This is a genomic window from Rhodococcus sp. GA1 (assembly GCF_024321955.1).
GTDB classification, from domain to species: Bacteria; Actinomycetota; Actinomycetes; order Mycobacteriales; family Mycobacteriaceae; genus Rhodococcus; species Rhodococcus pyridinivorans.
Genome location: NZ_CP097186.1, coordinates 4,521,318 through 4,543,134, shown reverse-complemented (window position 1 = coordinate 4,543,134; position 21,817 = coordinate 4,521,318). Strand labels below are relative to the sequence as shown.

17 protein-coding genes are annotated in these 21,817 nt (G+C 69.8%); all 17 read right to left on the bottom strand.

The window, feature by feature from the left end:
* Nucleotides 1-108: 108 nt before the first annotated feature.
* The 17 genes from ileS to M3330_RS21120 all read right to left on the bottom strand — a co-directional run bounded on the left by ileS (nucleotide 109) and on the right by M3330_RS21120 (nucleotide 21,795).
* Nucleotides 109-3,267 (bottom strand): isoleucine--tRNA ligase, encoded by a 3,159-nt coding sequence (ileS, locus tag M3330_RS21200; RefSeq protein ID WP_255026235.1) that lies wholly within the window; start codon nucleotides 3,265-3,267, stop codon nucleotides 109-111.
* Nucleotides 3,268-3,527: 260 nt separating this feature from the next.
* The gene (locus M3330_RS21195; RefSeq protein ID WP_006554130.1) at nucleotides 3,528-3,800 is read right to left on the bottom strand and encodes a hypothetical protein; all 273 of its coding nucleotides are present in this window, start codon (nucleotides 3,798-3,800) and stop codon (nucleotides 3,528-3,530) included.
* 63 nt (nucleotides 3,801-3,863) lie between these two features.
* The gene (locus M3330_RS21190; protein ID WP_006554131.1) at nucleotides 3,864-4,718 is read right to left on the bottom strand and encodes a DivIVA domain-containing protein; all 855 of its coding nucleotides are present in this window, start codon (nucleotides 4,716-4,718) and stop codon (nucleotides 3,864-3,866) included.
* Between the two features lie 151 nt (nucleotides 4,719-4,869).
* Nucleotides 4,870-5,160, bottom strand: coding sequence for a YggT family protein (locus M3330_RS21185; RefSeq protein WP_006554132.1), 291 nt, complete (start codon nucleotides 5,158-5,160; stop codon nucleotides 4,870-4,872).
* Nucleotides 5,161-5,316: 156 nt separating this feature from the next.
* Entirely contained in the window at nucleotides 5,317-5,979 is a 663-nt protein-coding gene (locus M3330_RS21180; protein ID WP_006554133.1) for a cell division protein SepF, read from the bottom strand.
* A gap of 32 nt (nucleotides 5,980-6,011) precedes the next feature.
* The gene (locus M3330_RS21175) at nucleotides 6,012-6,743 is read right to left on the bottom strand and encodes a YggS family pyridoxal phosphate-dependent enzyme (protein ID WP_024101264.1); all 732 of its coding nucleotides are present in this window, start codon (nucleotides 6,741-6,743) and stop codon (nucleotides 6,012-6,014) included.
* The gene (gene pgeF, locus M3330_RS21170) at nucleotides 6,740-7,486 is read right to left on the bottom strand and encodes a peptidoglycan editing factor PgeF (RefSeq protein WP_016691805.1); all 747 of its coding nucleotides are present in this window, start codon (nucleotides 7,484-7,486) and stop codon (nucleotides 6,740-6,742) included. Before pgeF ends, M3330_RS21175 begins: the two co-directional genes overlap by 4 nt.
* Nucleotides 7,483-8,715 (bottom strand): cell division protein FtsZ, encoded by a 1,233-nt coding sequence (ftsZ, locus tag M3330_RS21165; protein ID WP_006554136.1) that lies wholly within the window; start codon nucleotides 8,713-8,715, stop codon nucleotides 7,483-7,485. Before ftsZ ends, pgeF begins: the two co-directional genes overlap by 4 nt.
* Nucleotides 8,716-8,960: 245 nt before the next feature.
* Nucleotides 8,961-9,620 carry a cell division protein FtsQ/DivIB gene (locus M3330_RS21160; RefSeq protein WP_033097684.1) on the bottom strand — a complete coding sequence of 220 codons (660 nt, stop codon included), beginning with the start codon at nucleotides 9,618-9,620 and terminating at the stop codon, nucleotides 8,961-8,963.
* Between the two features lie 110 nt (nucleotides 9,621-9,730).
* The gene (gene murC / locus M3330_RS21155; RefSeq protein ID WP_255026233.1) at nucleotides 9,731-11,299 is read right to left on the bottom strand and encodes a UDP-N-acetylmuramate--L-alanine ligase; all 1,569 of its coding nucleotides are present in this window, start codon (nucleotides 11,297-11,299) and stop codon (nucleotides 9,731-9,733) included.
* The gene (gene murG / locus M3330_RS21150; protein ID WP_033097602.1) at nucleotides 11,296-12,450 is read right to left on the bottom strand and encodes an undecaprenyldiphospho-muramoylpentapeptide beta-N-acetylglucosaminyltransferase; all 1,155 of its coding nucleotides are present in this window, start codon (nucleotides 12,448-12,450) and stop codon (nucleotides 11,296-11,298) included. The genes murC and murG overlap by 4 nt, the downstream gene beginning before the upstream one ends.
* Nucleotides 12,447-13,943, bottom strand: coding sequence for a putative lipid II flippase FtsW (gene ftsW, locus M3330_RS21145; RefSeq protein ID WP_255028970.1), 1,497 nt, complete (start codon nucleotides 13,941-13,943; stop codon nucleotides 12,447-12,449). Before ftsW ends, murG begins: the two co-directional genes overlap by 4 nt.
* Before the next feature lie 80 nt (nucleotides 13,944-14,023).
* Nucleotides 14,024-15,514, bottom strand: a complete 1,491-nt coding sequence (gene murD, locus M3330_RS21140; protein ID WP_024101270.1) for a UDP-N-acetylmuramoyl-L-alanine--D-glutamate ligase — start codon at nucleotides 15,512-15,514, stop codon at nucleotides 14,024-14,026.
* Between the two features lie 2 nt (nucleotides 15,515-15,516).
* The gene (mraY, locus tag M3330_RS21135; RefSeq protein ID WP_006554142.1) at nucleotides 15,517-16,596 is read right to left on the bottom strand and encodes a phospho-N-acetylmuramoyl-pentapeptide-transferase; all 1,080 of its coding nucleotides are present in this window, start codon (nucleotides 16,594-16,596) and stop codon (nucleotides 15,517-15,519) included.
* The gene (gene murF / locus M3330_RS21130) at nucleotides 16,593-18,134 is read right to left on the bottom strand and encodes a UDP-N-acetylmuramoyl-tripeptide--D-alanyl-D-alanine ligase (RefSeq protein ID WP_006554143.1); all 1,542 of its coding nucleotides are present in this window, start codon (nucleotides 18,132-18,134) and stop codon (nucleotides 16,593-16,595) included. Before murF ends, mraY begins: the two co-directional genes overlap by 4 nt.
* Entirely contained in the window at nucleotides 18,131-19,756 is a 1,626-nt protein-coding gene (locus tag M3330_RS21125) for a UDP-N-acetylmuramoyl-L-alanyl-D-glutamate--2,6-diaminopimelate ligase (protein WP_006554144.1), read from the bottom strand. The genes murF and M3330_RS21125 overlap by 4 nt, the downstream gene beginning before the upstream one ends.
* A 206-nt stretch (nucleotides 19,757-19,962) precedes the next feature.
* The gene (locus M3330_RS21120) at nucleotides 19,963-21,795 is read right to left on the bottom strand and encodes a penicillin-binding protein 2 (RefSeq protein WP_006554145.1); all 1,833 of its coding nucleotides are present in this window, start codon (nucleotides 21,793-21,795) and stop codon (nucleotides 19,963-19,965) included.
* Between the last annotated feature and the right edge of the window lie 22 nt (nucleotides 21,796-21,817).

Sequence of the window (21,817 nt, the reverse complement as noted above, 5' to 3'; positions counted from 1 at the left end):
GAAGCGGGCACGTGTCGAGACTAGTGCGCCGCACCCACACGTCCGGTGGGAGGCCGCAGGTCGGTGCTTCCGGAAGGACGCTCGGTCCTTCCGGAAGCACCGGCCCGGTCACGCCCTGACGATGGACGCGCGGGTTCCTTCGCCGAGTTCGATCGCCTCGCCTTCGGGGGCGCCGAGCTCGAAGGTCGTGGCGAGGATCTCGCCGGCGATCAGATCCCGGTGGCGGTCGGCCCATTCGGCGCGTTCGGCGGGAACCTCGAACCGCACCGAGATGCGGTCGGAGACCTCCAGGCCGAGGTTGCGGCGCGCGTCCTGGAATTCGCGGATGCGGTCCTTGGCCCAGCCCTCGGCCTCGAGTTCCTCGGTGACGGTCGTGTCGAGGACCACCAGGCCGTTGCCACCCGGCAGCGCGGCGGTGGATTCCGGCTCGGCCGCGACGAGACGGCTGGTGTACTCCTCGGGCAGCAGGGCGATGCCGGCCGCGGTGACCGTGCCGTCCTCCGCCTGCGTCCAGTCTCCCGCCTTGACGGCCTTGATGACCGTCTGCACGTCCTTGCCGAGACGGGGACCGGCGGCACGCGCGTTGACGACCACCTCGAACCGGCCGTGGGCCTCGACGTCGTCGGTGGTCACGACCCGCTTGACGTTGACCTCGTCCTTGATGAGGTCGACGAACGGATCGAGATGCGACGAACCCGGCGTCGCGACCGTCACCTCGGGCAGCGGGAGTCGCACGCGCAGCTTCTGGGCCTTGCGCAGCGACAGCACGGTCGAGCACACCCCGCGCACCTCGTCCATCGCCGCGACGAGCGCGGGATCCGAGGGCAGGTCGCCGGCCGCCGGCCAGTCCGCCAGGTGCACCGACCGACCACCGGTCAGACCCCGCCAGATCACCTCGGACGCCATCGGCAGCAGCGGCGCGGCCAGGCGCGTGACGACCTCGAGCACCGTGTGGAGGGTGTCGATCGCGTCGGTGTCCTCGTCCCAGAACCGGTTCCGCGAGCGGCGCACGTACCAGTTGGTCAGCGCGTCGCAGAAGGTGCGCAGTTCGTCGCACGCCCCGGCGATGTCGACGGTCTCGAGTGCCTCGGTGATGACGTCGCGGGTCTGCGCGAGCTTGGCGAGGATGTACCGGTCGAGCACGTTCGTCGAATCGGTCCGCCAGGTGCCCGGCTTCGACGCGTACAGCTGGAGGAAGCTCCACGCGTTCCACAGCGGCAGCAGCGCCTGCCGCACGCCCTCGCGAATACCCTGTTCGGTGACGACGAGGTTGCCGCCGCGCAGGATCGGCGAGGACATGAGGAACCAGCGCATCGCGTCGGAACCGTCGCGGGCGAAGACCTCGTTGACGTCGGGATAGTTGCCCTTCGACTTGCTCATCTTCAGGCCGTCGTCGCCGAGAACGATGCCGTGGGCGGCAACGCATTTGAAGGCGGGACGGTCGAACAACGCGGTGGCCAGGACGTGAAGCGTGTAGAACCAGCCGCGGGTCTGGCCGTTGTACTCGACGATGAAGTCGCCCGGGTAGTGCGTGTCGAACCAGTCGCGGTTCTCGAAGGGATAGTGCACCTGGGCGAACGGCATCGAGCCGGACTCGAACCAGCAGTCGAGGACCTCGGGGACGCGACGCATGGTCGACTTCCCGGTCGGGTCGTCGGGATTCGGCCGGGTGAGTTCGTCGATCATCGGCCGGTGCAGGTCGGTGGGCCGCACGCCGAAGTCGCGTTCGAGTTCGTCGAGCGAACCGTAGACGTCGACACGCGGGTACTCCGGGTCGTCCGAGATCCACACCGGGATCGGGCTGCCCCAGTAGCGGTTACGGCTGATGTTCCAGTCGCGGGCACCTTCGAGCCACTTGCCGAACTGACCGTCGCGGATGTGCTCGGGCACCCACGTGATCTGCTGGTTGAGCTCGACCATGCGGTCGCGGAAACGGGTGACGGCGACGAACCACGACGGCACCGCCATGTAGATCAACGGCTGACCCGACCGCCACGAGTGCGGGTAGGAGTGCTCGATGGTCTCGTGCCGCACAAGCTTTCCGGCGGCCTTGAGGTCCTTGATGATGGCCGGGTTGGCGTCGAAGACCTGCAGACCCTCGTACGGCGGCACCATCGAGGTGAACTTGCCGCCCGGATCGAGCGGCTGTACGAGCTCGATGCCGTTGCGCTGGCAGTACTCCATGTCCTCTTCACCGAAAGCCGGTGCGAGGTGGACGATTCCGGTGCCGGACTCGGTGGTGACGTAGTCGGCGGCGATCACCCGGTGGGCGTTCTCGCGGCCGGTGAAGAAGTCGAAGGGCGGCTCGTAGGCGAGACCGACGAGGTCGGTGCCGCGGTAACGGCCGAGCACCTCGGGCTCCTCGCCGAGTTCGCGGGCGTAGTGGCCGAGACGATCCTGCGCGAGCAGGTAGGTCTTGTCGTCGGCCCCGCGCACGGCGACATACTCGATCTCGGGGTGCACCGCGATCGCGAGGTTGGACGGCAGGGTCCACGGCGTGGTGGTCCAGATGAGCGCGCACGCGCCGTCGAGTTCGGAGCCGGGGGCGCGCAGCACCATGTCGACGGTGACCGCCGGATCCTGACGCATCTTGTAGGCGTCGTCGAGACGGGTCTCCTGGTTCGACAGCGGCGTCTGCTCGTACCAACTGTAGGGCAGCACGCGGAAGCCCTGGTAGATCAGGCCCTTCTCGTACAGCGACTTGAACGCCCACATGACCGACTCCATGAAGTCGAGGTCGAGGGTCTTGTAGTCGTTGTCGAAGTCGACCCAGCGTGCCTGGCGGGTGACGTAGTCGCGCCACTCACCGGTATAGCGCAGCACCGACTGCTTGCAGTAGGCGTTGAACTCGGCCACGCCCATCGAGTCGATCTCGGACTTGTCCTTGATGCCGAGCTGCTTCTCCGCCTCGAGCTCGGCGGGCAGGCCGTGGCAGTCCCAGCCGAAGCGACGGTCGACCTTCTTGCCGAGCATGGTCTGGAAACGCGGGACGACGTCCTTGACGTAGCCGGTGAGCAGGTGCCCGTAGTGCGGGAGTCCGTTCGCGAAGGGCGGGCCGTCGTAGAAGACGAACTCGTCGGCGCCGTCGCGGTTGCGCAGCGAGGCCTCGAAGGTGCCGTTGGAGGCCCACTGCGCGAGCACACGCTCTTCGAGCGCCGGGAAGTCGACACCCGAATCGCGCGGCAGGTCGTAGTCGACGCGCGGATATCCGGCAGTACTGCCGGCGGTTGCTGCGGTGGGATCCGGTGCAGCGTGGTTCTCGGTCACAGCGTGGCTCCTCCGTGCCTGGATACGTCTCGGCACGGGGACGATCGCCGTGCGCGTGCACGGCCACCGCGGTACCACCCCGCTTGCTCGTCCCGGGGGACGGCCACTCGTTCGGGCTGTGACGGGCCCACCCGTCCGGTTCTACTGGGCGACCGGCAAGGTCGCCGTTCTTCCGGAGGCTCCCCGGTGATGGCCGGATCGACGCCGCCCGCGATCGCGGGATCGAGCTTCACGCTCGGTGATGCATATTGTAGGACGCTTCAGCGATCCGAAGAATTCCGGTCGCCGCGACGCCGGCGCGATGCACGCCGACCGGGACGTCCGCCCGAGGCTCCGGCCTGCCCGACGGAACGGGGATCGGCCCACTCACCTTCGGCCGAACTCCGTCCGCCGAGCGTGCTCGCCAGCAGGAGCACCGCTCCCACGACGCACACCGCGATACAACCCCATGCCCAGAGCACCGAACCGGTCATCAACGCGATGACGAGAAGACCGAATCCGACAGCTGCGAGTACCAGCGTGACGACGAGCACGACGCTCCTCCTCTACCGAGGTACAGCACCAGGCCGTACAGCACCAGCCGGAGAGACCGTCGGTCAGCTGTTGCCCTTCGCGAAGGACGACGATCCGAACGACGACGACGAGTTGGACTGGTTGAACACTTCCTGTCCACCGTCCACCGGAACGGCGGAACCGCGCTGCTCGAGCTCTTCGAGCTGCGACTCCAGATAGGACTTCAGGCGCACCCGGTATTCACGCTCGAACGTCTTGAGCCGCTCGATGCGCTCCTCCAGCACCGAACGCTGCTGGTTGATCGTGGCCATGATCTCGGTGTGCTTCTTCTCCGCGTCCGCCTGCAGCGCGTCGGCCTTCTCCTTGGCCTGACGCAGCTGGGTCTCCGAACGGGTGCGGGCATCGGCGAGCATCGCGTCGGACTTCTGCCGCGCGTCGGCGATCATCGCCTCGCTGCGGGTGCGGGCGTCGGAGACGAGCTGCTCGGAGTTGGTCCGAGCGTTGCGCACGAGCTCCTCGGCCTCGGCCTTGGCGTCGCCGGTGAGGCGGTCGGCCATCTCCTGCGCGAGCCCGAGGACCTTGGCGGCCTGCATGCTCGCGTCGCCGCTCGACGGCGCAGCGGCGACCGGGACGGGTGCCGGAGCCGGCGCCGGGGCGGGTTCCGGCTTGGGTGTCTCGACGACACGCGCGGGTTCGGGTTTGGACGGGGCCGCCGGCGCGGACGACGACGCGCTGCGCGGCGCCTTCTTGGCTTCGGCAAGCTCCTGGTCGAGTTCGGCGACCCGCTGACGCAGGTCGGCGTTCTCCTCGATGAGGTTCGTCAACTCCTGCTCGACGAGATCGAGGAAGGCGTCGACCTCGTCCTCGTTGTAACCACGCTTCCCGATCGGAGGCTTGCTGAACGCGACATTGTGCACATCAGCTGGTGTCAGCGGCATGGAAGGATCCCTTCACGCGTCGAGTAAGCGGTCAAGCAGGCGTTCTGAGTAATCGACAGTGCGTTACGCGTATCAAAACCCACTGTATATGGCACTCCATTGTGGCACACGGCAGCTCCGGGACGGCTCGACCCGACGTCCGACGCAGGCATCATGCTGCGCCGCCCCTGGGCAGGAATGCCATGAGGAAATACACGATGAACAGCAAGACCATGATGGACAGATCGAGCCGTACACCACCGAGATTGAGCGGCGGAATCAGTCTCCGCAGCAGCTTCACCGGCGGATCCGTGACCGTGAAGATCGCCTCGAGAACGACGACCACGAAGCCGGACGGCTTCCACTCCCGCGCGAAGGTTCTGATGAACTCGACGATGATCCGCCCGATCAGCAGAAGCCAGAAGATGAACAGCAGGAACCACAGCACCTCGAAAACGGCCACCTGCCCACAATGCCCGACGATGACGGGTCGATCAAAACCGAAACGCCCGGCCTGCAGTGATCTGCATCATGGCCGGGCGTGTCGGAACACTCGAGGGACGGCGACGGGCATGCCACGACGGACGTGCCGTGTGCACGCCCGCGCAGCGCGCGTCGACTACTGCTGGTTGTAGAAGCCGGTCTCGGCGATACGCCGCCGTTCCTCGGCGGAGACGTCGATGTCGGCGGGCGAGAGCAGGAAGACCTTCGTGGCCACCTTGTCGAACGAACCGCGCAGCGCGAAGGCGAGCCCGGCCGCGAAGTCGACGAGTCGCTTGGCGTCGGCGTTGCTCATCTCGACGAGGTCCATGATGACCGGCGTTCCGTCGCGGAAACGCTCACCGATCGTGCGCGCCTCGCTGTAGTCGCGGGGGCGCAACGTGGTGATCTTGGACAACGGACCTCCCTCGTCGAAGAGCGCACCACGCCGGGGCTCGGCGCGCTCGAGCCGGCTCTCCGCCGTCAGTGGTGCACGGCTGGGAACCGCGCGGGCCGGGGTGGGCGCCGGACGGGGACTGCGAGCGGTGATGGGTTCGACCCGCGGACGCGGTGCCGGCTCGTACCGGTCGAACTCGTCGTGCTCGAACTCGCGAACCGGTTCCTCGCGGTGCGACGGGGCGTACTCGTCGCGATGCGACGGCGCGTAGCCGCCATAAGTGGCCTCGCCGTAGTCGCGATCACGGTCGCGGCGGCCACTCGCCGGATCGTCGAGGTACTCGTCCTCGTAATCCTCGAGCGGCACCATCCCGAAGTACGCCTTGAACTTGTGGAGTGTGCTCATCGATCGCCTTTCCCTCGCGCGGCGGATGTCATTCAGGCTAACGGTCGATACCCCAAGACCGCCGTTCCGACACGCACGCACGTCGAACCCCATCGAACCGCGTGCTCGAGGTCACCCGACATGCCCGCGGACAGCTCCACCGCCGCCGGGTGGTCCTGCAGCAACCGTGCATGCATGGCGTGAAGCTGCTCGAATGCCCGTTCGGGCTCCCACCCGAGCGGCGGCACTCCCATCAGGCCTCCGAGTTCGAGGACCTCGGACGCGGCGACCGCCTCGGCGAGGGCGGGAAGATCCTCGGCGACCACGCCGCCGCGCTCCCGGTCGCCATCGAGGCTGACCTGCAGCAGTGCCCGCAGCGGTCCGGTGCGTTCGCCGGTGTCGAGGGCGGCCCGCGCCCCCTTCTCGAAGGCCTGCACGAGACGGAGACTGTCGACCGAGTGCACCGTGTGCGCCCAACGGGCGACGGCACGGGCCTTGTTGCGCTGCACCCGACCGATCATGTGCCACTCGACCGGCGCGTCGACGCTCTCCCGGAACACGGCGATCTTCGCGCTCGCCTCCTGCTCGCGGGACTCGCCGAAGCGTTCGCATCCCAGCTCGTGGAGGAGCACGGCGTCGGAGGCGGGAAAGAACTTGGTGACCGTCAGCAACGCGACGTCCGACGGATCGCGTCCGGCGGCGCGCGCCGCGGCGTCGAGCCGCTCGCGTACGGTGGCGAGACGTCCGGCGAGTTCGTCGCGCCGCTCCTCGGAGGTGGGGCTCACGCCGTTCCCTCCTCGCCGGCCTCCTCGAGCCAGACGACCGAGGCGAACCGCCCCGTGGGTGCCGAACGCCGGTGGCTGAACAGCGAGGTGTCCTCGATCGTGCAGCGCGGATCCTCCACCACGGCGGTCACGCCGTGATCGGCGAGCTGGCGGCGCAGTCCGGCACGCAGGTCGAGTCCGGGAGTACCGCGGTTCGTGCGGGTCGCGCTACCGGGCAGGTGTGCCTCGACATCGGCCCTCATCGCCGCGGGCACCTCGTACTGCCGGCCACTCGCGGCCGGTCCGAGCAGCGCACCGATGCGATCGGGGCGGGCGCCGAGATCGACCATGACGTCGAGCACGCGCGGGAGGATCCCGATGCGCGCCCCCACCCGGCCGGCGTGCACCGCGGCGATCACCCCGGCCACCTCGTCGGACAGCAGGATCGACACGCAGTCGGCGCTGAGGGTCACGAGCGCGAGCCCGGTCTCGCGGGTGACGAGCGCATCGGTGGCGGGAACGGGTTCGGACACCGGCCCGTCGACCACGGTGACGTTGCGGCTGTGGATCTGTTCCATCCAGACGAACCGCTCGGGCGGCAACCCGATGACGGACGCGAGCCGCCGCCGGTTGGCAGCGACTGCGGCCGGGTCGTCACCGACGTGATCGGCGAGGTTGAAACTGTCGTACGGAGCTGCGGACACCCCGCCGGCTCGTGTGGTCACGACCCGGCGGGCGCGCAGCAGGCGGTGCGGAGCCGTCAACGGCGCATGAAGATCGGCACGTCGACGTCGTCGTCACCGTCGTCGTCGATGTCCACGCTGCGGGGTGCGTTGCCGCCTCCGGCCGGCGGCTGGCTGCCGACGGGGGGCTGCTCGCGCACGGGGGTGGTTTCGACGGTCTCGCGCTCGGGACGGCCGAGTTCGCCGGCGCGCGCGACGCCGATCGCACCGGGCCGACCGGCCGGCTGCTGCTGCTGCTGCTGCGGAGGCTGCTGTTGCGCCTGCCCCTGCTGCTGGCCGACCTCGACGGGACGGCGGGCAGGCGTTCCGCCCTCGAAGCCCGCGGCGATGACGGTCACGCGGACCTCGTCGCCGAGCGAGTCGTCGATGACCGTGCCGAAGATGATGTTGGCGTCGATGTGCGCGGCCTCCTGCACGAGCGAGGCAGCCTCGTTGATCTCGAACAGGCCGAGATCGGATCCGCCGGCGATCGACAGCAGCACGCCGCGCGCGCCTTCCATCGACGCCTCGAGCAGCGGCGAGTTGATCGCGGCCTCCGCGGCCTTGATCGCACGCCCCTCGCCGCGCGACGAGCCGATGCCCATCAACGCGGAGCCGGCACCCGACATGACGCCCTTCACGTCGGCGAAGTCGACGTTGATCAGACCCGGTGTGGTGATGAGGTCGGTGATGCCCTGGACACCGTTGAGGAGCACCTCGTCGGCGGAGCGGAAGGCGTCCATGAGACTGACGGCGGCGTCGCCGAGCTGGAGGAGCCGGTCGTTGGGGATGACGATGAGCGTGTCGCAGGACTCGCGCAGCGTCTGGATGCCGGTGTCGGCCTGACTGCCGCGGCGCTTGCCCTCGAACGAGAACGGACGCGTGACGACACCGACGGTGAGCGCGCCGAGCTTGCGGGCGATGCTCGCGACGACGGGAGCGCCGCCGGTACCGGTTCCACCACCCTCGCCTGCGGTCACGAAGACCATGTCGGCGCCCTTGAGTACTTCTTCGATCTCGTCCTTGTGATCCTCGGCGGCCTTGCGGCCGACCTCCGGGTCTGCGCCGGCGCCGAGTCCGCGGGTCAGTTCGCGGCCGACGTCGAGCTTGACGTCGGCATCCGACATGAGCAGGGCTTGCGCGTCGGTGTTGACGGCAATGAACTCGACTCCCTTGAGTCCCTGCTCGATCATGCGGTTGACCGCGTTCACGCCGCCACCGCCGATACCGACGACCTTGATTACGGCGAGGTAGTTGTGCGGGGGCGTCATGTGCTCTCGCCTTCCTGAAGTTCCGGGTGGTGCATGGTGTCCGGGTGGTGCTGGGTCTGGGTCTGACTCGATGTCGGTCACGTCCGCCGGTCGGGCGGACGGCTCCGCAGCGCGCTGCCCCGACAAACCCTCAACCACAGCTTGAAGGTTATGTCAAGTAACGCGACTGTCCGAAACGCTATGGCACGGGTACCGAGATTAGCCAGTAGACGCGCCGGACACGCCGGACGAATTTCGTCGATCCCTCACCTCACCGTCGGCAGGTCGGGACTCGCCACGTCGAATCGCTCCCCCGGCTGTGTCAGCAGCGGGCCGACGACCGCCGCCTTCCGCTCGGAACGATCGGTTCCACCCCACACCACGACACGCCCGTCGGTGAGGACGATCGAGATGTCGGACGGGGAGGGCGCTTCGACCGTCTCCACCTGCACGCGCAGGTCGGGCGGTAACTTGTCGAGCACCTCAACGGCGGCGCGGGTCGCGGGATCGCCGGTGCCCGGCGTCGGAGTGACGAGACGGGGAGTGAACATCGGAGGCGGCTCGACCGCGAAGTCCACTCCCTCGATGTCGACAGAGTGGGTGCCGTCGGGGGCGTCGAAGAAGACCATCGCCTCGCGCTCGGTCACTGTCACCCGGACGGTGGAGGGATAGACCCGCTGGACCCGGGCCGACGCCGCACGCGGAATCGTCGCGACCCGCTGGGCCGCCGCGGCCGTGTCGACCCGGAGCAGCGGCGTGCCCTCGGCGACCGCGAGCGCGTCGACCACCTCGTCGTAGGTGACGACCTCGATCCCGTCCACCTCGATCACCCGCACGGACAGCAACGGCGACAGCCACGCCACCGCGATGGCGCCGAGGAACACCGCGACGACAGCCGCCCCTAGCAGTACCGTCCGCAGGCGCACCGACCGCCCGGACGGGCGGCGGGCAGTGCTGCGTTCGCGGGCTTCATCGGGCTCACGCGGTTCGCGTGACGGTCGTCCGCGACGGCGGCGCGACGAAACGGCGGCGGGCGTCACGAGCTGATCGGTCCCGGTCCGGAACCGCCGGGTGCGCGGAATCCGCCGGGCTCGGCAGCCGCCCCGGCCGGACGGAAGCGACCCGGTTTGCTGTGGAGCGCGTCGAGGATCTGCCGGCCCAGCATCGTGACGTCACCGGCACCCATCGTGATCACGACATCACCCGGCCGGGTCAGACGCGCGACCTGCCGCGGCACCGCGGACAGATTCGGCTGGTAGTGCACAGGCTTGCTCACCGCCCGCGCGACCAGCGCACCGCTCACACCCGGGATCGGTTCCTCCCGGGCGCCGTAGACGTCGAGCACCACAACCTCGTCGGCGAGGTCGAGAGCCTGCCCGAACTCGGTGGCGAACGCCTCGGTGCGCGAGTAGAGATGCGGCTGGAAGACGACGATCACGCGGGGCCGTTCGGTGCCCGTCTCGGTGTAGCGCAGCGGCTCTCCCGCCACGAGTTCGGCCGCGGCCGCAAGGACCGCGCGGACCTCGGTGGGATGGTGGGCGTAGTCGTCGAACACCCGCACACCGTGTTCGCGGCCGGTGTACTGGAACCGCCGGTGCACACCACCGAAACCGGCGAGGCCTTCCAGCGCCTCGTCGACCTGCGCTCCGGCTTCGAGCGCGGCGAGCAGCGCGGCGAGAGCATTGAGCGCCATGTGCCGGCCGGGGACGGACAGTCGCACGGTGCGCGTCGAATCCTCACCCGCGAGGTGGAACTCGGCGACGCCGCCGACATCCTTGGCCTCCCAGCCGAGCAGCCGCACCCCGACGGGAACGCCGCGGTGGTCGCCCCCGGTGCCGATGACGTCGGCGGTGCCGTAACCCTGCACCCGCAGGTCGTCGCGGCCGAGGGCGACGACGCGCTCGGCGAGGGCCGCCGAGCCGGGGTCGTCGAGGCAGACGACGAGCAGGCCGCCGGGGGCGATGCGGGCGACGAACTCGTCGAAGACCGCCGTGTACGCCTCCGGCGTGCCGAAGTAGTCGAGGTGATCGGCCTCGATGTTCGTGACGATCACGGTGTTCGGGTCGTACTGCAGCAGCGAGCCGTCGCTCTCGTCGGCTTCGGCGACGAAGACGTCCCCGCTGCCGTGGTGGGCGTTGGTCCCGGATTCGTTGAGTTCACCGCCCACCGCGAAGGACGGATCGAGGCCGCAGTGCTGCAGCGCGACGACGAGCATCGACGTCGTGGAGGTCTTGCCGTGGGTGCCGGAGACCAGGAAGGTGCGGTTCCCTCGCATCAGCGAGGCGAGGACCGCGGGTCGCAACAGGATCGGGATGCCCCGCTCGCGGGCGGCGACCAGTTCGGGATTGTCCTTCGGGATAGCCGCGAACGTTGTGACCAGGGCGGTAGGACCACCCTCCAGCAGGTCGAGAGCCTCGGCGGCGTGGCCGATGCGGACCTGCGCGCCGCGGGCCCGCAGCGCGAGCACACCGCGGCTCTCCTTCGCGTCGGAACCCGATACCTGTCCCCCACGGGCGAGCAGGATCCGGGCGATGCCCGACATCCCGGCACCGCCGATACCGACCATGTGCACCCGCTCGAGTTCGGCGGGTAACTGCGCACTCATCGTTCACTCCTGTTCGGTTCCACTCCGGCAACCTCGAGCACTATGCGCGCCATCTCGTCTGCGGCGCTGCGGTGACCAGCGGCCGCGGCGCTGCGCCCCATCTCCACGAGTCTCCGCTCGTCGCCGAGCAGCGACACCACTTCCGTGGCGACATAGTCCGAAGTCAGGTCGCCGTCGGCGACGATCCTGCCACCGCCGGCCTCGACGACGGGGCGGGCGTTGAGTTCCTGCTCACCATTCCCGTGCGGGAGCGGCACGTACACGGCGGGCAGACCCACCGCCGAGACCTCCGCGACCGTCATGGCCCCGGACCGGCAGACCACCGCATCGGCGGCGGAGTACGCGAGGTCCATCCGTTCGAGATAGGGCACGGTGACGTACGGGGCGCGGGCGTGACCGACATGGGCGGGGATGTCCACGGTGTTCTTCGGTCCGTGCGCGTGCAGCACCGCGATGCCGGCCTCCGCGAGTGCCGAGGACGCGCCGGACACGGCCTCGTTCAGCGAGCGTGCACCCTGCGACCCACCGAAGACGAGCAGCACGGGTACGTCGTCGGGCAGACCGAAGTGCCGGCGTGCCTCCGCGCGCAGCCCGGCGCGGTCGAGACCGGTGATCGACGAGCGGACCGGGATCCCCACGATCTGCGCGTCACCGCGCCGGACGATTCCCGAGCGCGGGACGGCGGCGAGCACGCGCTCGGCCCGCAGGGCACCGATGCGATTGGCGATGCCCGCACTGGCATTGGCCTCGTGGACGACGACCGGGATGCGCCGGCGTCGACGCAGCGGACCGGCTCCGGCCGCGAGATAGGCGGGCAACGCCACGTACCCGCCGAAACCGACGACGACGTCGGCGCCGACCTCGTCGAGGATCTGCCTGGTACGGCGCACCGACGAGACGACCCGGCCGGGAAGTCTCAGCAGGTCCACCGTCGGCTTGCGGGGCAGCGGCACCGGTGGGATGAGTTCGAGGGGATATCCGCGGCGCGGCACCAGCGTCGTCTCGAGTCCCCGTTCGGTGCCGATCGCGGTGATCCGCGCGTCGGGCACGAGTGCGCGAACGGCGTCGGCCACCGCGAGTGCCGGTTCGATATGACCGGCCGTGCCGCCTCCGGCCACCACCACCGACAGTGCCGGCCTCTCCCCACTCACCTACGGTTCCCTCTCTCTCCGCTTCGTCCGTTCGATCCGCGTGTCGTGCGGTTCGTCTGCTGCCGGCCGCGAGCCGGTTCGCGTGCAGGTTGTGCAGGTTGTGCACGCCGGGCCCGGCCGGTCCCCTCCCGGGGTTCCGGCCGGCCCGCCGATGTCCGGCGGTCCGTCGCGGCTCCCCGTTGCCGCTCGTTCGGTGCGGGGGGCAGACGCTTGCGCGATCCCCCACCTTTCGACGCGGGGCGGGCACTGCGCTCGGGCGCCGCGGCCCGCGCTCGCGGCTGTCGTGCTGCGACCGTACGCGCCGCCGAGGAGCGACCGGCCCGGTAGGCCTCCGGCTTGCGCAGGCGCAGCAGCCGCGCGAACCGGCCGTCCTGACCCGCGTGCAGCGCGGCGATGGCCTCGGGTTCGTGTCTGGCTGCGTTGGCGATCAGGCCGAACATCAGCAGGGTGGTGGCCGTCGAGGTACCACCGGCCGACACGAGCGGCAACTGCAGGCCGGTCACGGGCAGCAGTCCCACGACGTAGCCGATGTTGATGAAGGCCTGGCCGATGATCCACGTCGTCGCCGTCGCAGTGAACAGGCGCAGGAAGGGGTCGGCCGAACGCATCGCGATCCGCAGTCCGACATAGGCGAACAGACCGAACAGGCCGATGACGGCCACTCCACCGAGGAAGCCCAGTTCCTCACCGATGATCGCGAAGATGAAGTCGTTGTGGGCGTTGGGCAGATAACTCCACTTCGCGCGGCTCTGACCGAGCCCGCGACCCCACAGGCCGCCGTCCGCGAGCGAGAACTTCGCCTGTCGCGCCTGGTAACCGGCACCCTGCGGGTCGTCGCCGGGGTTGAAGAAGGCCCGCACACGCTGCGAGCGATAGCCGGCCGTCAAGGCCAGGATCACCGCGAGTGTGGCGGCCGTGCCGACGATCCCGAGGAACACCTTGAGCGGCAGTCCCGCGAACCACAACAGGGCGATCACGATGATCACGATCGAGACGGTGGTGCCGAGGTCGGGCTGGAGCACGATCAGGCCGGTCACGAGCAGGGCGGCCGGGACGAGCGGGACGAGCATCTCGCGCAGCGTCGAGTTCTCCCCGCGCCGGGAGGCGAGCAGGTGCGCACCCCACACGGCAAGGGTGATCTTGGCGATCTCCGCCGGCTGCAACGAGATACCGGCGATGACGAACCACCCCCGGGTGCCCTGCGAGACCGTACCGATGCCCGGTATGAGCACGAGCACGAGCAGCACGACCGAGAACGCGAACGCCGGGAAGGCGAAGCGTCGCATCACCCGGACCGGGATCTGCAGCGCGATGTAGAAGATCACCATGCCCAGGACGGCGAAGATCGCCTGGGAGGTGAACAGTCCGTAGGCCGATCCCGCCGCGGCCACCGCGCCGACGCTCGACGACGACAGCACCATGACGAGGCCGAGCACGGTGAGCAGGACGGCGATCGTCACCACGAGATGGAAGGACGCGAGCGGTCGCGCCATCCAGGCCCCGAACCGACCGCGTACTCCGACCACCGGTTCGTCGGTGGTCGCCCCTGTTCGGGTCGCTCCTGCCCGAGGGGTCACGGTTGCGTCCCGCCCCCGCGGAGTTCCTCGACCGCGGACGCGAAGCTACGGCCGCGTTCGGCGTAATCGGCGAACATGTCGAGCGATGCCGCGGCCGGCGCGAGCAGCACCGTCTCCCCCGGCGAGGCGAGTGCGGCCGCTTCCCGGACCACCACGCGCATCGCGGCAGGACCGTCGGCGCCCGGTGCCACGGCCCTCCTCACCGAAGACGTGTCGGTCTCGCTCGTCGCATCGGTCATCGCTTCATCGTCGCCCGTGTCCACGACGACGACCGGGACCTGCGGGGCGTGTCGCGCCAGCGCGTCGGCGATGTCGCCGGCGTCGCGGCCGAGCAGCACGGCTCCGGACAGTCGCGGCGCAACCTCGGCGACCAGGTCGTCCACGCGGGCGCCCTTGAGCAGACCACCGGCGATCCACACCACGCGGTCGCGGGCGAGCAGCGAACTACGGGCCGCGTGCGGATTGGTCGCCTTCGAATCGTCGATGTACTCGACGCCGTCGACCTGCCCGACCGGCGCGGCGCGGTGCGGACCGACGCGGTGCCGTCGCAGGCCGTCGTGCACCGCCGAGGCGGGCACGTCGATGGCCCGGGCGAGGGCTGCGGCCGCGAGTGCGTCGGACAGTCCGGCAGGGCCGGGCGGCGTCACGTCGTCCACCCGGGCGAGCACGGCGGAATCGGCGAACGCCCGGTCGACGAGCAGTTCGCCGCTGATCCCGAGTTCGCCTTCCTGGGGATAGCCCAGGGTGAAGCCCACGGTGACCACGGCACGGGACCGGTCGCCGAGACCACCGGCGATCGGGTCGTCGAGACCGATGACCCCGACGGCGCCGGTGAGCGCACCGAGTTTGGCCTCGATGTAGTTCTCGATGCCGCCGTGCCAGTCGAGATGGTCCTCGGCGATGTTGAGCACGACGCCGGCCTCGGGCCGAACCGAGGGCGCCCAGTGCAGCTGGAAGGACGACAACTCGACGGCGAGTACGTCGGCCCGCGGTTCGTCGCGGCGCAGGGCGTCGAGCACGGGAAGACCGATGTTGCCGCACGCGACGCTGCCGAGGCCGGAGGCCTCGAGGATCGCGTGCAGCATCATGGTCGTAGTGGTCTTGCCGTTCGTCCCGGTGACGGCCAGCCACCGACGGGCCGGTCCGTAGACCTCGGCGCGGTCGATGCGCCAGGACAGTTCGATGTCGCCCCAGATGGGGATCGCCGCGCCGGCCGCGCGCGAGAGCAGCGGGGCGTCGGGCGGGAATCCGGGACTCGTGACCACCAGGGCGAACTCGCGCAGCGCAGCGGGGTCGTCGACGAGACTGTCGAGGTCGACCGTCCGGGCACCGAGCGCCGCGCACTCGGCCAGTGCCCGCTCGTTGCGGTCGGTGACGGTGACGTGGGCGCCGAGATCGGTAAGGGGTTCGATCGTCGCGCGGCCGGACACCCCTGCCCCGGCGACGAGCACCGCCCGTCCTCTGAGCCGTTCGAGTTCGTCGTTCACGGTCAGTCCCCGATCGCCGCGAGGTATTCGCTGTAGAAGAGGGCCAGACCGATCGCCGAGGCGATGGCGGCGAGCAACCAGAACCGGATGATCACCGTGGTCTCGGCCCATCCGCCGAGTTCGAAGTGATGGTGGAAGGGTGCCATCCGGAACACCCGCCTGCGGCTGGACCGGAAGACCGCGACCTGGATGACCACCGAGGCGGCCTCCGCGACGAACAGCGCGCCGATGACCACCATGAGCAGCTCGGTGCGGGTCGTGATGGACAGACCGGCCAGCATGCCGCCGAGGGCGAGCGAGCCCGTGTCGCCCATGAAGATCTTGGCCGGTGCGGCGTTCCACCACAGGAAGCCGATGCAGGCGGCGGCGCCGGCGGCGCACAGCAACGCGAGATCGAGCGGATCACGGACGTCGTAGCACCCGGCGGTCGGCTCCACGGCGCACGCGTTGCGGTACTGCCAGAAGGTGATGATGACGTAGGCGCCGAGCACCAGCGCCATCGAACCCGCAGCGAGACCGTCGAGGCCGTCGGTGAGGTTCACCGCGTTCGACCACGCGCTGACCAGCAGATAGACGAACAGGATGAACACGATCGAGCCCATCGAGACCGTGGCGATGTCGCGCACGTAGGACAGATCGGTGCTGGCCGGGGTGAGACCGTCCGCATTGCGGAACTGCAGCGCGAGGATGCCGAAGCCCACCGCGACGACCAGCTGGCCGACGAGCTTGGCCGTCTTGTTCAGACCGAGATTGCGCTGCTTGCGGATCTTGATGAAGTCGTCGAGGAAGCCGACGCCGCCGAGCGCCGTCGTCAGGCCGAGCACGAGCAGACCCGAGGCCGTGGGACCTTCCGCGTCGTATCCCGTACCGATGAGATGCGACCCCCAGTAACCGGCCCACAGACCGGCGAGGATCGCGACGCCGCCCATGGTGGGGGTGCCGCGCTTGGACTGGTGGCTCTGCGGGCCCTCGACCCGGATCTCCTGCCCGAAGCCCTGCCGGGAGAACATCTTGATCAGGAGGGGGGTGAGCAGGATCGAGACTGCGAGCGCGATGCCCGCCGCGAACAGGATCTGTCTCACCGGGCGTCCTCCGTCCCCACAGCAGCGTCGTTGTCTCCGGCACCGGGGTCGTCCGCGAGGACGGCCTCGGCGACGGTCCACAGTCCCACGGACTGCGATGCCTTCACGAGCACGATGTCGCCCGGTTGCAGTTCGTCGCGCAACAACGCGATCGCGGCGTCGGCATCGGGTACGTGGCTCGCTTCCTCACCCCACGATCCTTCCATCACGGCGCCCTGGAACAGACCCCGGACCGGCCGCGTGGCACCGACGGCGATGATGCGGGTGACGTCGAGGCGCACGGCGAGGCGTCCGATGGCGTCGTGGGCGACGACGGCGTCGTCCCCGAGCTCGGCCATCTCCCCCAGCACCGCGAAGGTGCGCCGGCGATCCGGACCGGACCGCGCCATGGTGACCAGGGCCTTCACGGCTGCGCGCATGGAATCGGGATTGGCGTTGTAGGCGTCGTCGATGACGGTCACCCCGTCGGATCGGGTCTGCACCGCCATGCGGTGCGCCGAGACGGGACCCGCCGTCGCGAGCGCCTCGGCGGCCTGCTCGACCGTCGCACCGCACTCCACGGCGACGGCGATCGCCGACAGGGCGTTGCCGATCTGGTGTTCGCCGTGCACGGCGAGCCGCACGGGCACGCGCCGCTCCTGTCCGTCGGCGCCGGGGACGACGGCGGTGAAGGAGGCACGCGCCTGGTCGTCGAGGTGGATGTCCTCGGCGCGATAGGCGGCACCGGACCCGGTCCCGACGGTCACCACACGACCGGTGGTGCGGGTCGCCATCTTCGACACGAGGGTGTCGTCGGCGTTGAGGATCGCCACTCCCCCCTCGGCGGCGCTGGGCAGCGCCTCGACGAGTTCGCCCTTCGTCTCGGCGATGACCTCCTGCGAGCCGAACTCGCCGAGGTGTGCGGTACCGACGTTGAGCACGACACCGATCCGCGGCGGGGCGATGCGGGTCAGGGTCGCGATGTGCCCGGGGCCCCGCGCCGACTTCTCGAGGACGAGGAACCGGGTGGATTCGGTGGCGCGCAGCGCGGTCCAGGGGTGGCCGAGTTCGTTGTTGAACGAGCCGGGCGGGGCGACGACCTCACCGAGCGGTGCGAGCACGGCGGCGATCATGTCCTTCGTGGACGTCTTGCCCGCCGAACCGGTGACACCGACAACGGTGAGGCCGGCGCCGGTGAGCGTGTCCACCACGGTGCGGGCGAGCTTCGCGAGGCCGGCGAGCACGGCCGCGCCGGATCCGTCGCTGTCGTGTTCGAGCGCGAGGGCGTTGGTCTCGGTCGGCGGAATCGGCGGCACGACGATCGCGGGCACACCCACCGGCCGTGCGGCCAGGACCGCCACCGCACCGGCGGCGACGGCGGCCGCGGCGTGATCGTGGCCGTCCGAGCGCGCACCGGGCAACGCCAGGAACAGGCCACCGGGACCGATCCGTCGCGAGTCGAACTCGACGGAACCGGTCACCTCGGCGGACGGATCGTCGACGTCGTGCAGGGTGCCCCCGACGACCTCCGCGATCCGAGCCAGTGTCATCGGGATCATGCCTTGCCTCCGTGATGCGAACCGCCCGCAGCAGGCGGATGGTCACCGTCGGGTCCTGCGGTCCGGTACTTGTCGAGAGCTGCGCCGAGAACCTCGCGGTCGTCGAAGGGGTGCTTCACTCCGTCGATCTCCTGCCCCGTCTCGTGGCCCTTGCCGGCGACGAGGACGACGTCGCCCGGGCGGGCCCACGCGACCGCGGCGTCGATCGCCGCGGCGCGATCGCCGATCTCGAGGATCTCGCCGCGTTCGGCCGCCGGGACGGAGTGTGCACCGTCGAGGACGGCCGCGCGGATGGCGGCGGGGCTCTCGGTTCGTGGGTTGTCGTCGGTCACGACCACCAGATCGGCGGCCCGCGCCGCGACCTCGCCCATGATCGGCCGCTTCGTCCGGTCGCGGTCGCCGCCCGCACCGACGACGACGGCGATGCGTCCCTCGGTCGCGGCGCGCAGGGTTCCGATGACCGCTTCGAGCGCCGCGGGCTTGTGGGCGTAGTCGACGACGGCGAGGAAGTCCTGACCGCGCTCGACCCGTTCGACCCGGCCGGGCACCGCGACATCGGCGATACCGCGGATCGCGGCGTCGATGTCGGCGCCCACCTCGGCGCAAAGCGCTACAGCGAGAGCGGCGTTGGTGACGTTGTAGCGGCCCGGCAGGCCGACGGTGGCGCGGCGGGCGATCCCGTCCGGACCGGTCAGGGTGAACTGCTGCACTCCCGTCTCTTCGGGGACCTCGTCGGTGACCGTCCAATCGGCCGCGGCGCCGGCAGCGTCACCGTCGCCACCTGTGGTGACCGTGCGGACTGCGGTCGCGTCGTCGCGGCCCGCGCGCGCGACCTCGGCCATGCGACGTCCCCACACGTCGTCGGTGCACACCACCGCGCGGCGGGCCCGGACCGGCGAGTCCTCGGCGAACAGCCGGGCCTTCGCGCCGAAGTAGTCGTCGAGGTCCTTGTGGAAGTCGAGATGGTCCTGGGACAGGTTGGTGAACCCGCCGACGGCGAACTCGGTGGCGTCCACGCGACCGAGTGCGAGGGCATGGCTGGAAACCTCCATCACGACCGTGTCGACACCGCGTTCGCGCATGACGGCGAACAGGGCGTGCAGCTGCGGCGCCTCGGGTGTCGTGAGGGTGCTCGGCACGCGAATGCCTTCGATCCGGGTCTCCACGGTCCCGACGAGGCCGACGACGCGTCCGGCCGCGACGAGGCCTGCCTCGACGAGATAGGACGTCGTGGTCTTACCGGACGTGCCCGTGATGCCGATGACCTGCATGCTCCGGGAGGGGTGTCCGTAGACGGTGGCCGACGCCGCCCCCAGCGCGACACGCGGTTCGGGATGGACGAGGACCGCGACCGAATCGGAGGTGGCCTCGGCGACGAGGTCGCGACCGGCCTCGTCGGTCAGCACGGCGACCGCTCCGCGTTCGAGCGCGGTGCCCGCGTAGGAGGCGCCGTGGGCGCGCGCGCCGGGCAGCGCGGCGAAGACGTCGCCGGGGCGGATGCCCTGGGCGCGCAGGTCGATGCCGGTGATCGCGGCCGCGCGGGCCGCATCCTCTCCGGCGGCTGCATTGACGATCTCGACGCGCGCCCCGATGGCGTCGGCGAGAACCGAGATCTGCGTCATCGGTGGGTGCTCGGGTCTCCGCCCCTCCTCCGGAGGAGCCGGATCCGGACTCGATGGCACAGGCACCAGTTTCCTCTCGCTTCGCTGCAGCTCGTCTGCAGGCACTCCGACGGATGTTTCCGGGTTCGTTCCCGATCCGCTCTCGGCGACGACCGTCGTGTCACGTTACCGACCTGTCAGCCTACCGAGGCGCCACGGTCACCTCGTCAGTCGACCTGGAGGATCAACTTGCTCTCCGGTTCGGCCGACAGCGGCACGCCGTCGCGCTGCAGCAACCACGACGCGATGTTGCGGAACAGCGGCGCGGCCGATTGGCCCCCGCTGCCGTCGGAGCTGCGGGTCGGGGCGTCGAGCATGATGCCCACGACATAGCGCGGATCGTCGGACGGAGCGATGCCGGCGAAGGTGATCCAGTAGTCGGAGTTCGAGTAACACTTGCAGTTCTGGTCGATCTGCTGGGCGGTACCCGTCTTGCCCGAGATCTGATAGCCCTCGATGGCGGCGCCCGCACCGGTGCCCTGCTGGTTGCCGGTATCGGACTGGACGACGGAACGGAACATGTCGCGCACCGTCGCGGCGGTCTGCGGGCTCACCACCCGCACCGGATCGGGACGGGGCGTCTCGGTGCGCGTGCCGTCCGGCGCGATGGTCGCGCGCACGACCCGCGGCGGGACACGTTCCCCGTCGTTCGCGATGGTCTGGTAGATCGCGGTCATCTGCAGCAGGGTCATCGACAGACCCTGGCCGATGGGCAGGTTCGCGAAGGTGCCACCCGACCACTGCTCACGGCTAGGCAGCAGACCCGCGGATTCGCCGGGCAGGCCGACATCGGTGCGCTGGCCGAGACCGAACAGTCGCAGCATCTCGGCGAAGCGGTCCTCACCGATCCGCTCGGCGAGCATGAGCGTGCCGACGTTCGACGACTTCCCGAACACACCCGTCGTGGTGTACGGCACGACCCCGTGATCCCAGGCGTCCTTGACGGTCGCGCCGGCCATGGTGATCGTGCCGGGGACCTGCAGGACCTCGTCGGGGCGGGTCAGACCGTCCTCGATCGCCGCGGCCGCGGTGATGATCTTGTTCACGGACCCGGGTTCGAACGGCGAACTGACCGCGAGGTTGCCCTGTTCGGCGTCGGGCGGGTTGTTCGCGACACCGATCGACGGGTCGAAGGTGCTGTCGTTCGACATGGCGAGCACTTCGCCGGTGTGCGCGTCGAGCACCACAGCGGAGGCGTTCTTCGCCCCGGACAGGTCCTTCGCGCGCTGGACCTCCTGCTGCACGTGGTACTGCAGGTCGTTGTCGATCGTGAGCTCGACGGAGGAACCGTCGACGGCGGGCTGACGGTCGCGCCAGCTGCCCGGGATGACGGCGCCGTCGGATCCACGGTCGTAGGTGGACGAACCGTCGGTACCCGCCAGCACGGCGTCCATCGACGCTTCGAGCCCGATCAGGCCGTGTCCGTCCCAGCCGGTCGCCCCGACGAGATTGGCGGCGAGCGATCCGCCCGGATACAGACGGATGTCCTGACGCTCGGTGCCGACCTTGTCGTACTCGTCGACGATCTCCGCCGCGACCCCCGGATCGACGCCGCGGGCGAGGTAGACGAAGGTCTCGTCGCTCTCGAGCATCTCGAGCACGTCCTTCTCCGGCGCCGCAGCGCCGAGCGCCTCGTGGACCGCCGACGCGACGCCCTCGAGATACTCGGAGACCTCGGGCCGGGACGGGTCCTTCGCGCGTTCCTCCTCGAGTTCCTTGCGCACCCGCACGGGTTGGAAGGTCAGTGCCTTCGCTTCCATGGTGTACGCGAGCGGTTCCCCGTTGCGATCGGCGATGGTGCCGCGGGTCGCGGGTTCGACGAGTCGGGTGGTGCGCTGACTGGCGGCTTCGGCGGACAGTGTGGGGGCCTGGACGAGCTGCACGGACAACAACTGGGCGACGGCTACGCCCAGAATGCCGAACATGCCGATCCGGCCCCACTTGTTGCGGAACGCGAAACTCGTCCGGTCGCGCTGCTTGCGATCGCGCGGCGCGGGCATTCGAGCGCGGCCGCCGCGCGTC

Bases quoted from the DNA above. Each gene is read 5' to 3' on its own strand.
- ftsW (WP_255028970.1), bottom strand. From the start codon at position 13,943: ATGGCGCGACCGCTCGCGTCCTTCCATCTCGTGGTGACGATCGCCGTC.
- M3330_RS21180 (WP_006554133.1), bottom strand. From the start codon at position 5,979: ATGAGCACACTCCACAAGTTCAAGGCGTACTTCGGGATGGTGCCGCTC.
- M3330_RS21125 (WP_006554144.1), bottom strand. From the start codon at position 19,756: ATGACGCAGATCTCGGTTCTCGCCGACGCCATCGGGGCGCGCGTCGAG.
- ftsZ (WP_006554136.1), bottom strand. From the start codon at position 8,715: ATGACGCCCCCGCACAACTACCTCGCCGTAATCAAGGTCGTCGGTATC.
- M3330_RS21120 (WP_006554145.1), bottom strand. From the start codon at position 21,795: ATGCCCGCGCCGCGCGATCGCAAGCAGCGCGACCGGACGAGTTTCGCG.
- murF (WP_006554143.1), bottom strand. From the start codon at position 18,134: ATGATCCCGATGACACTGGCTCGGATCGCGGAGGTCGTCGGGGGCACC.
- M3330_RS21190 (WP_006554131.1), bottom strand. From the start codon at position 4,718: ATGCCGCTGACACCAGCTGATGTGCACAATGTCGCGTTCAGCAAGCCT.
- murC (WP_255026233.1), bottom strand. From the start codon at position 11,299: ATGAGTGCGCAGTTACCCGCCGAACTCGAGCGGGTGCACATGGTCGGT.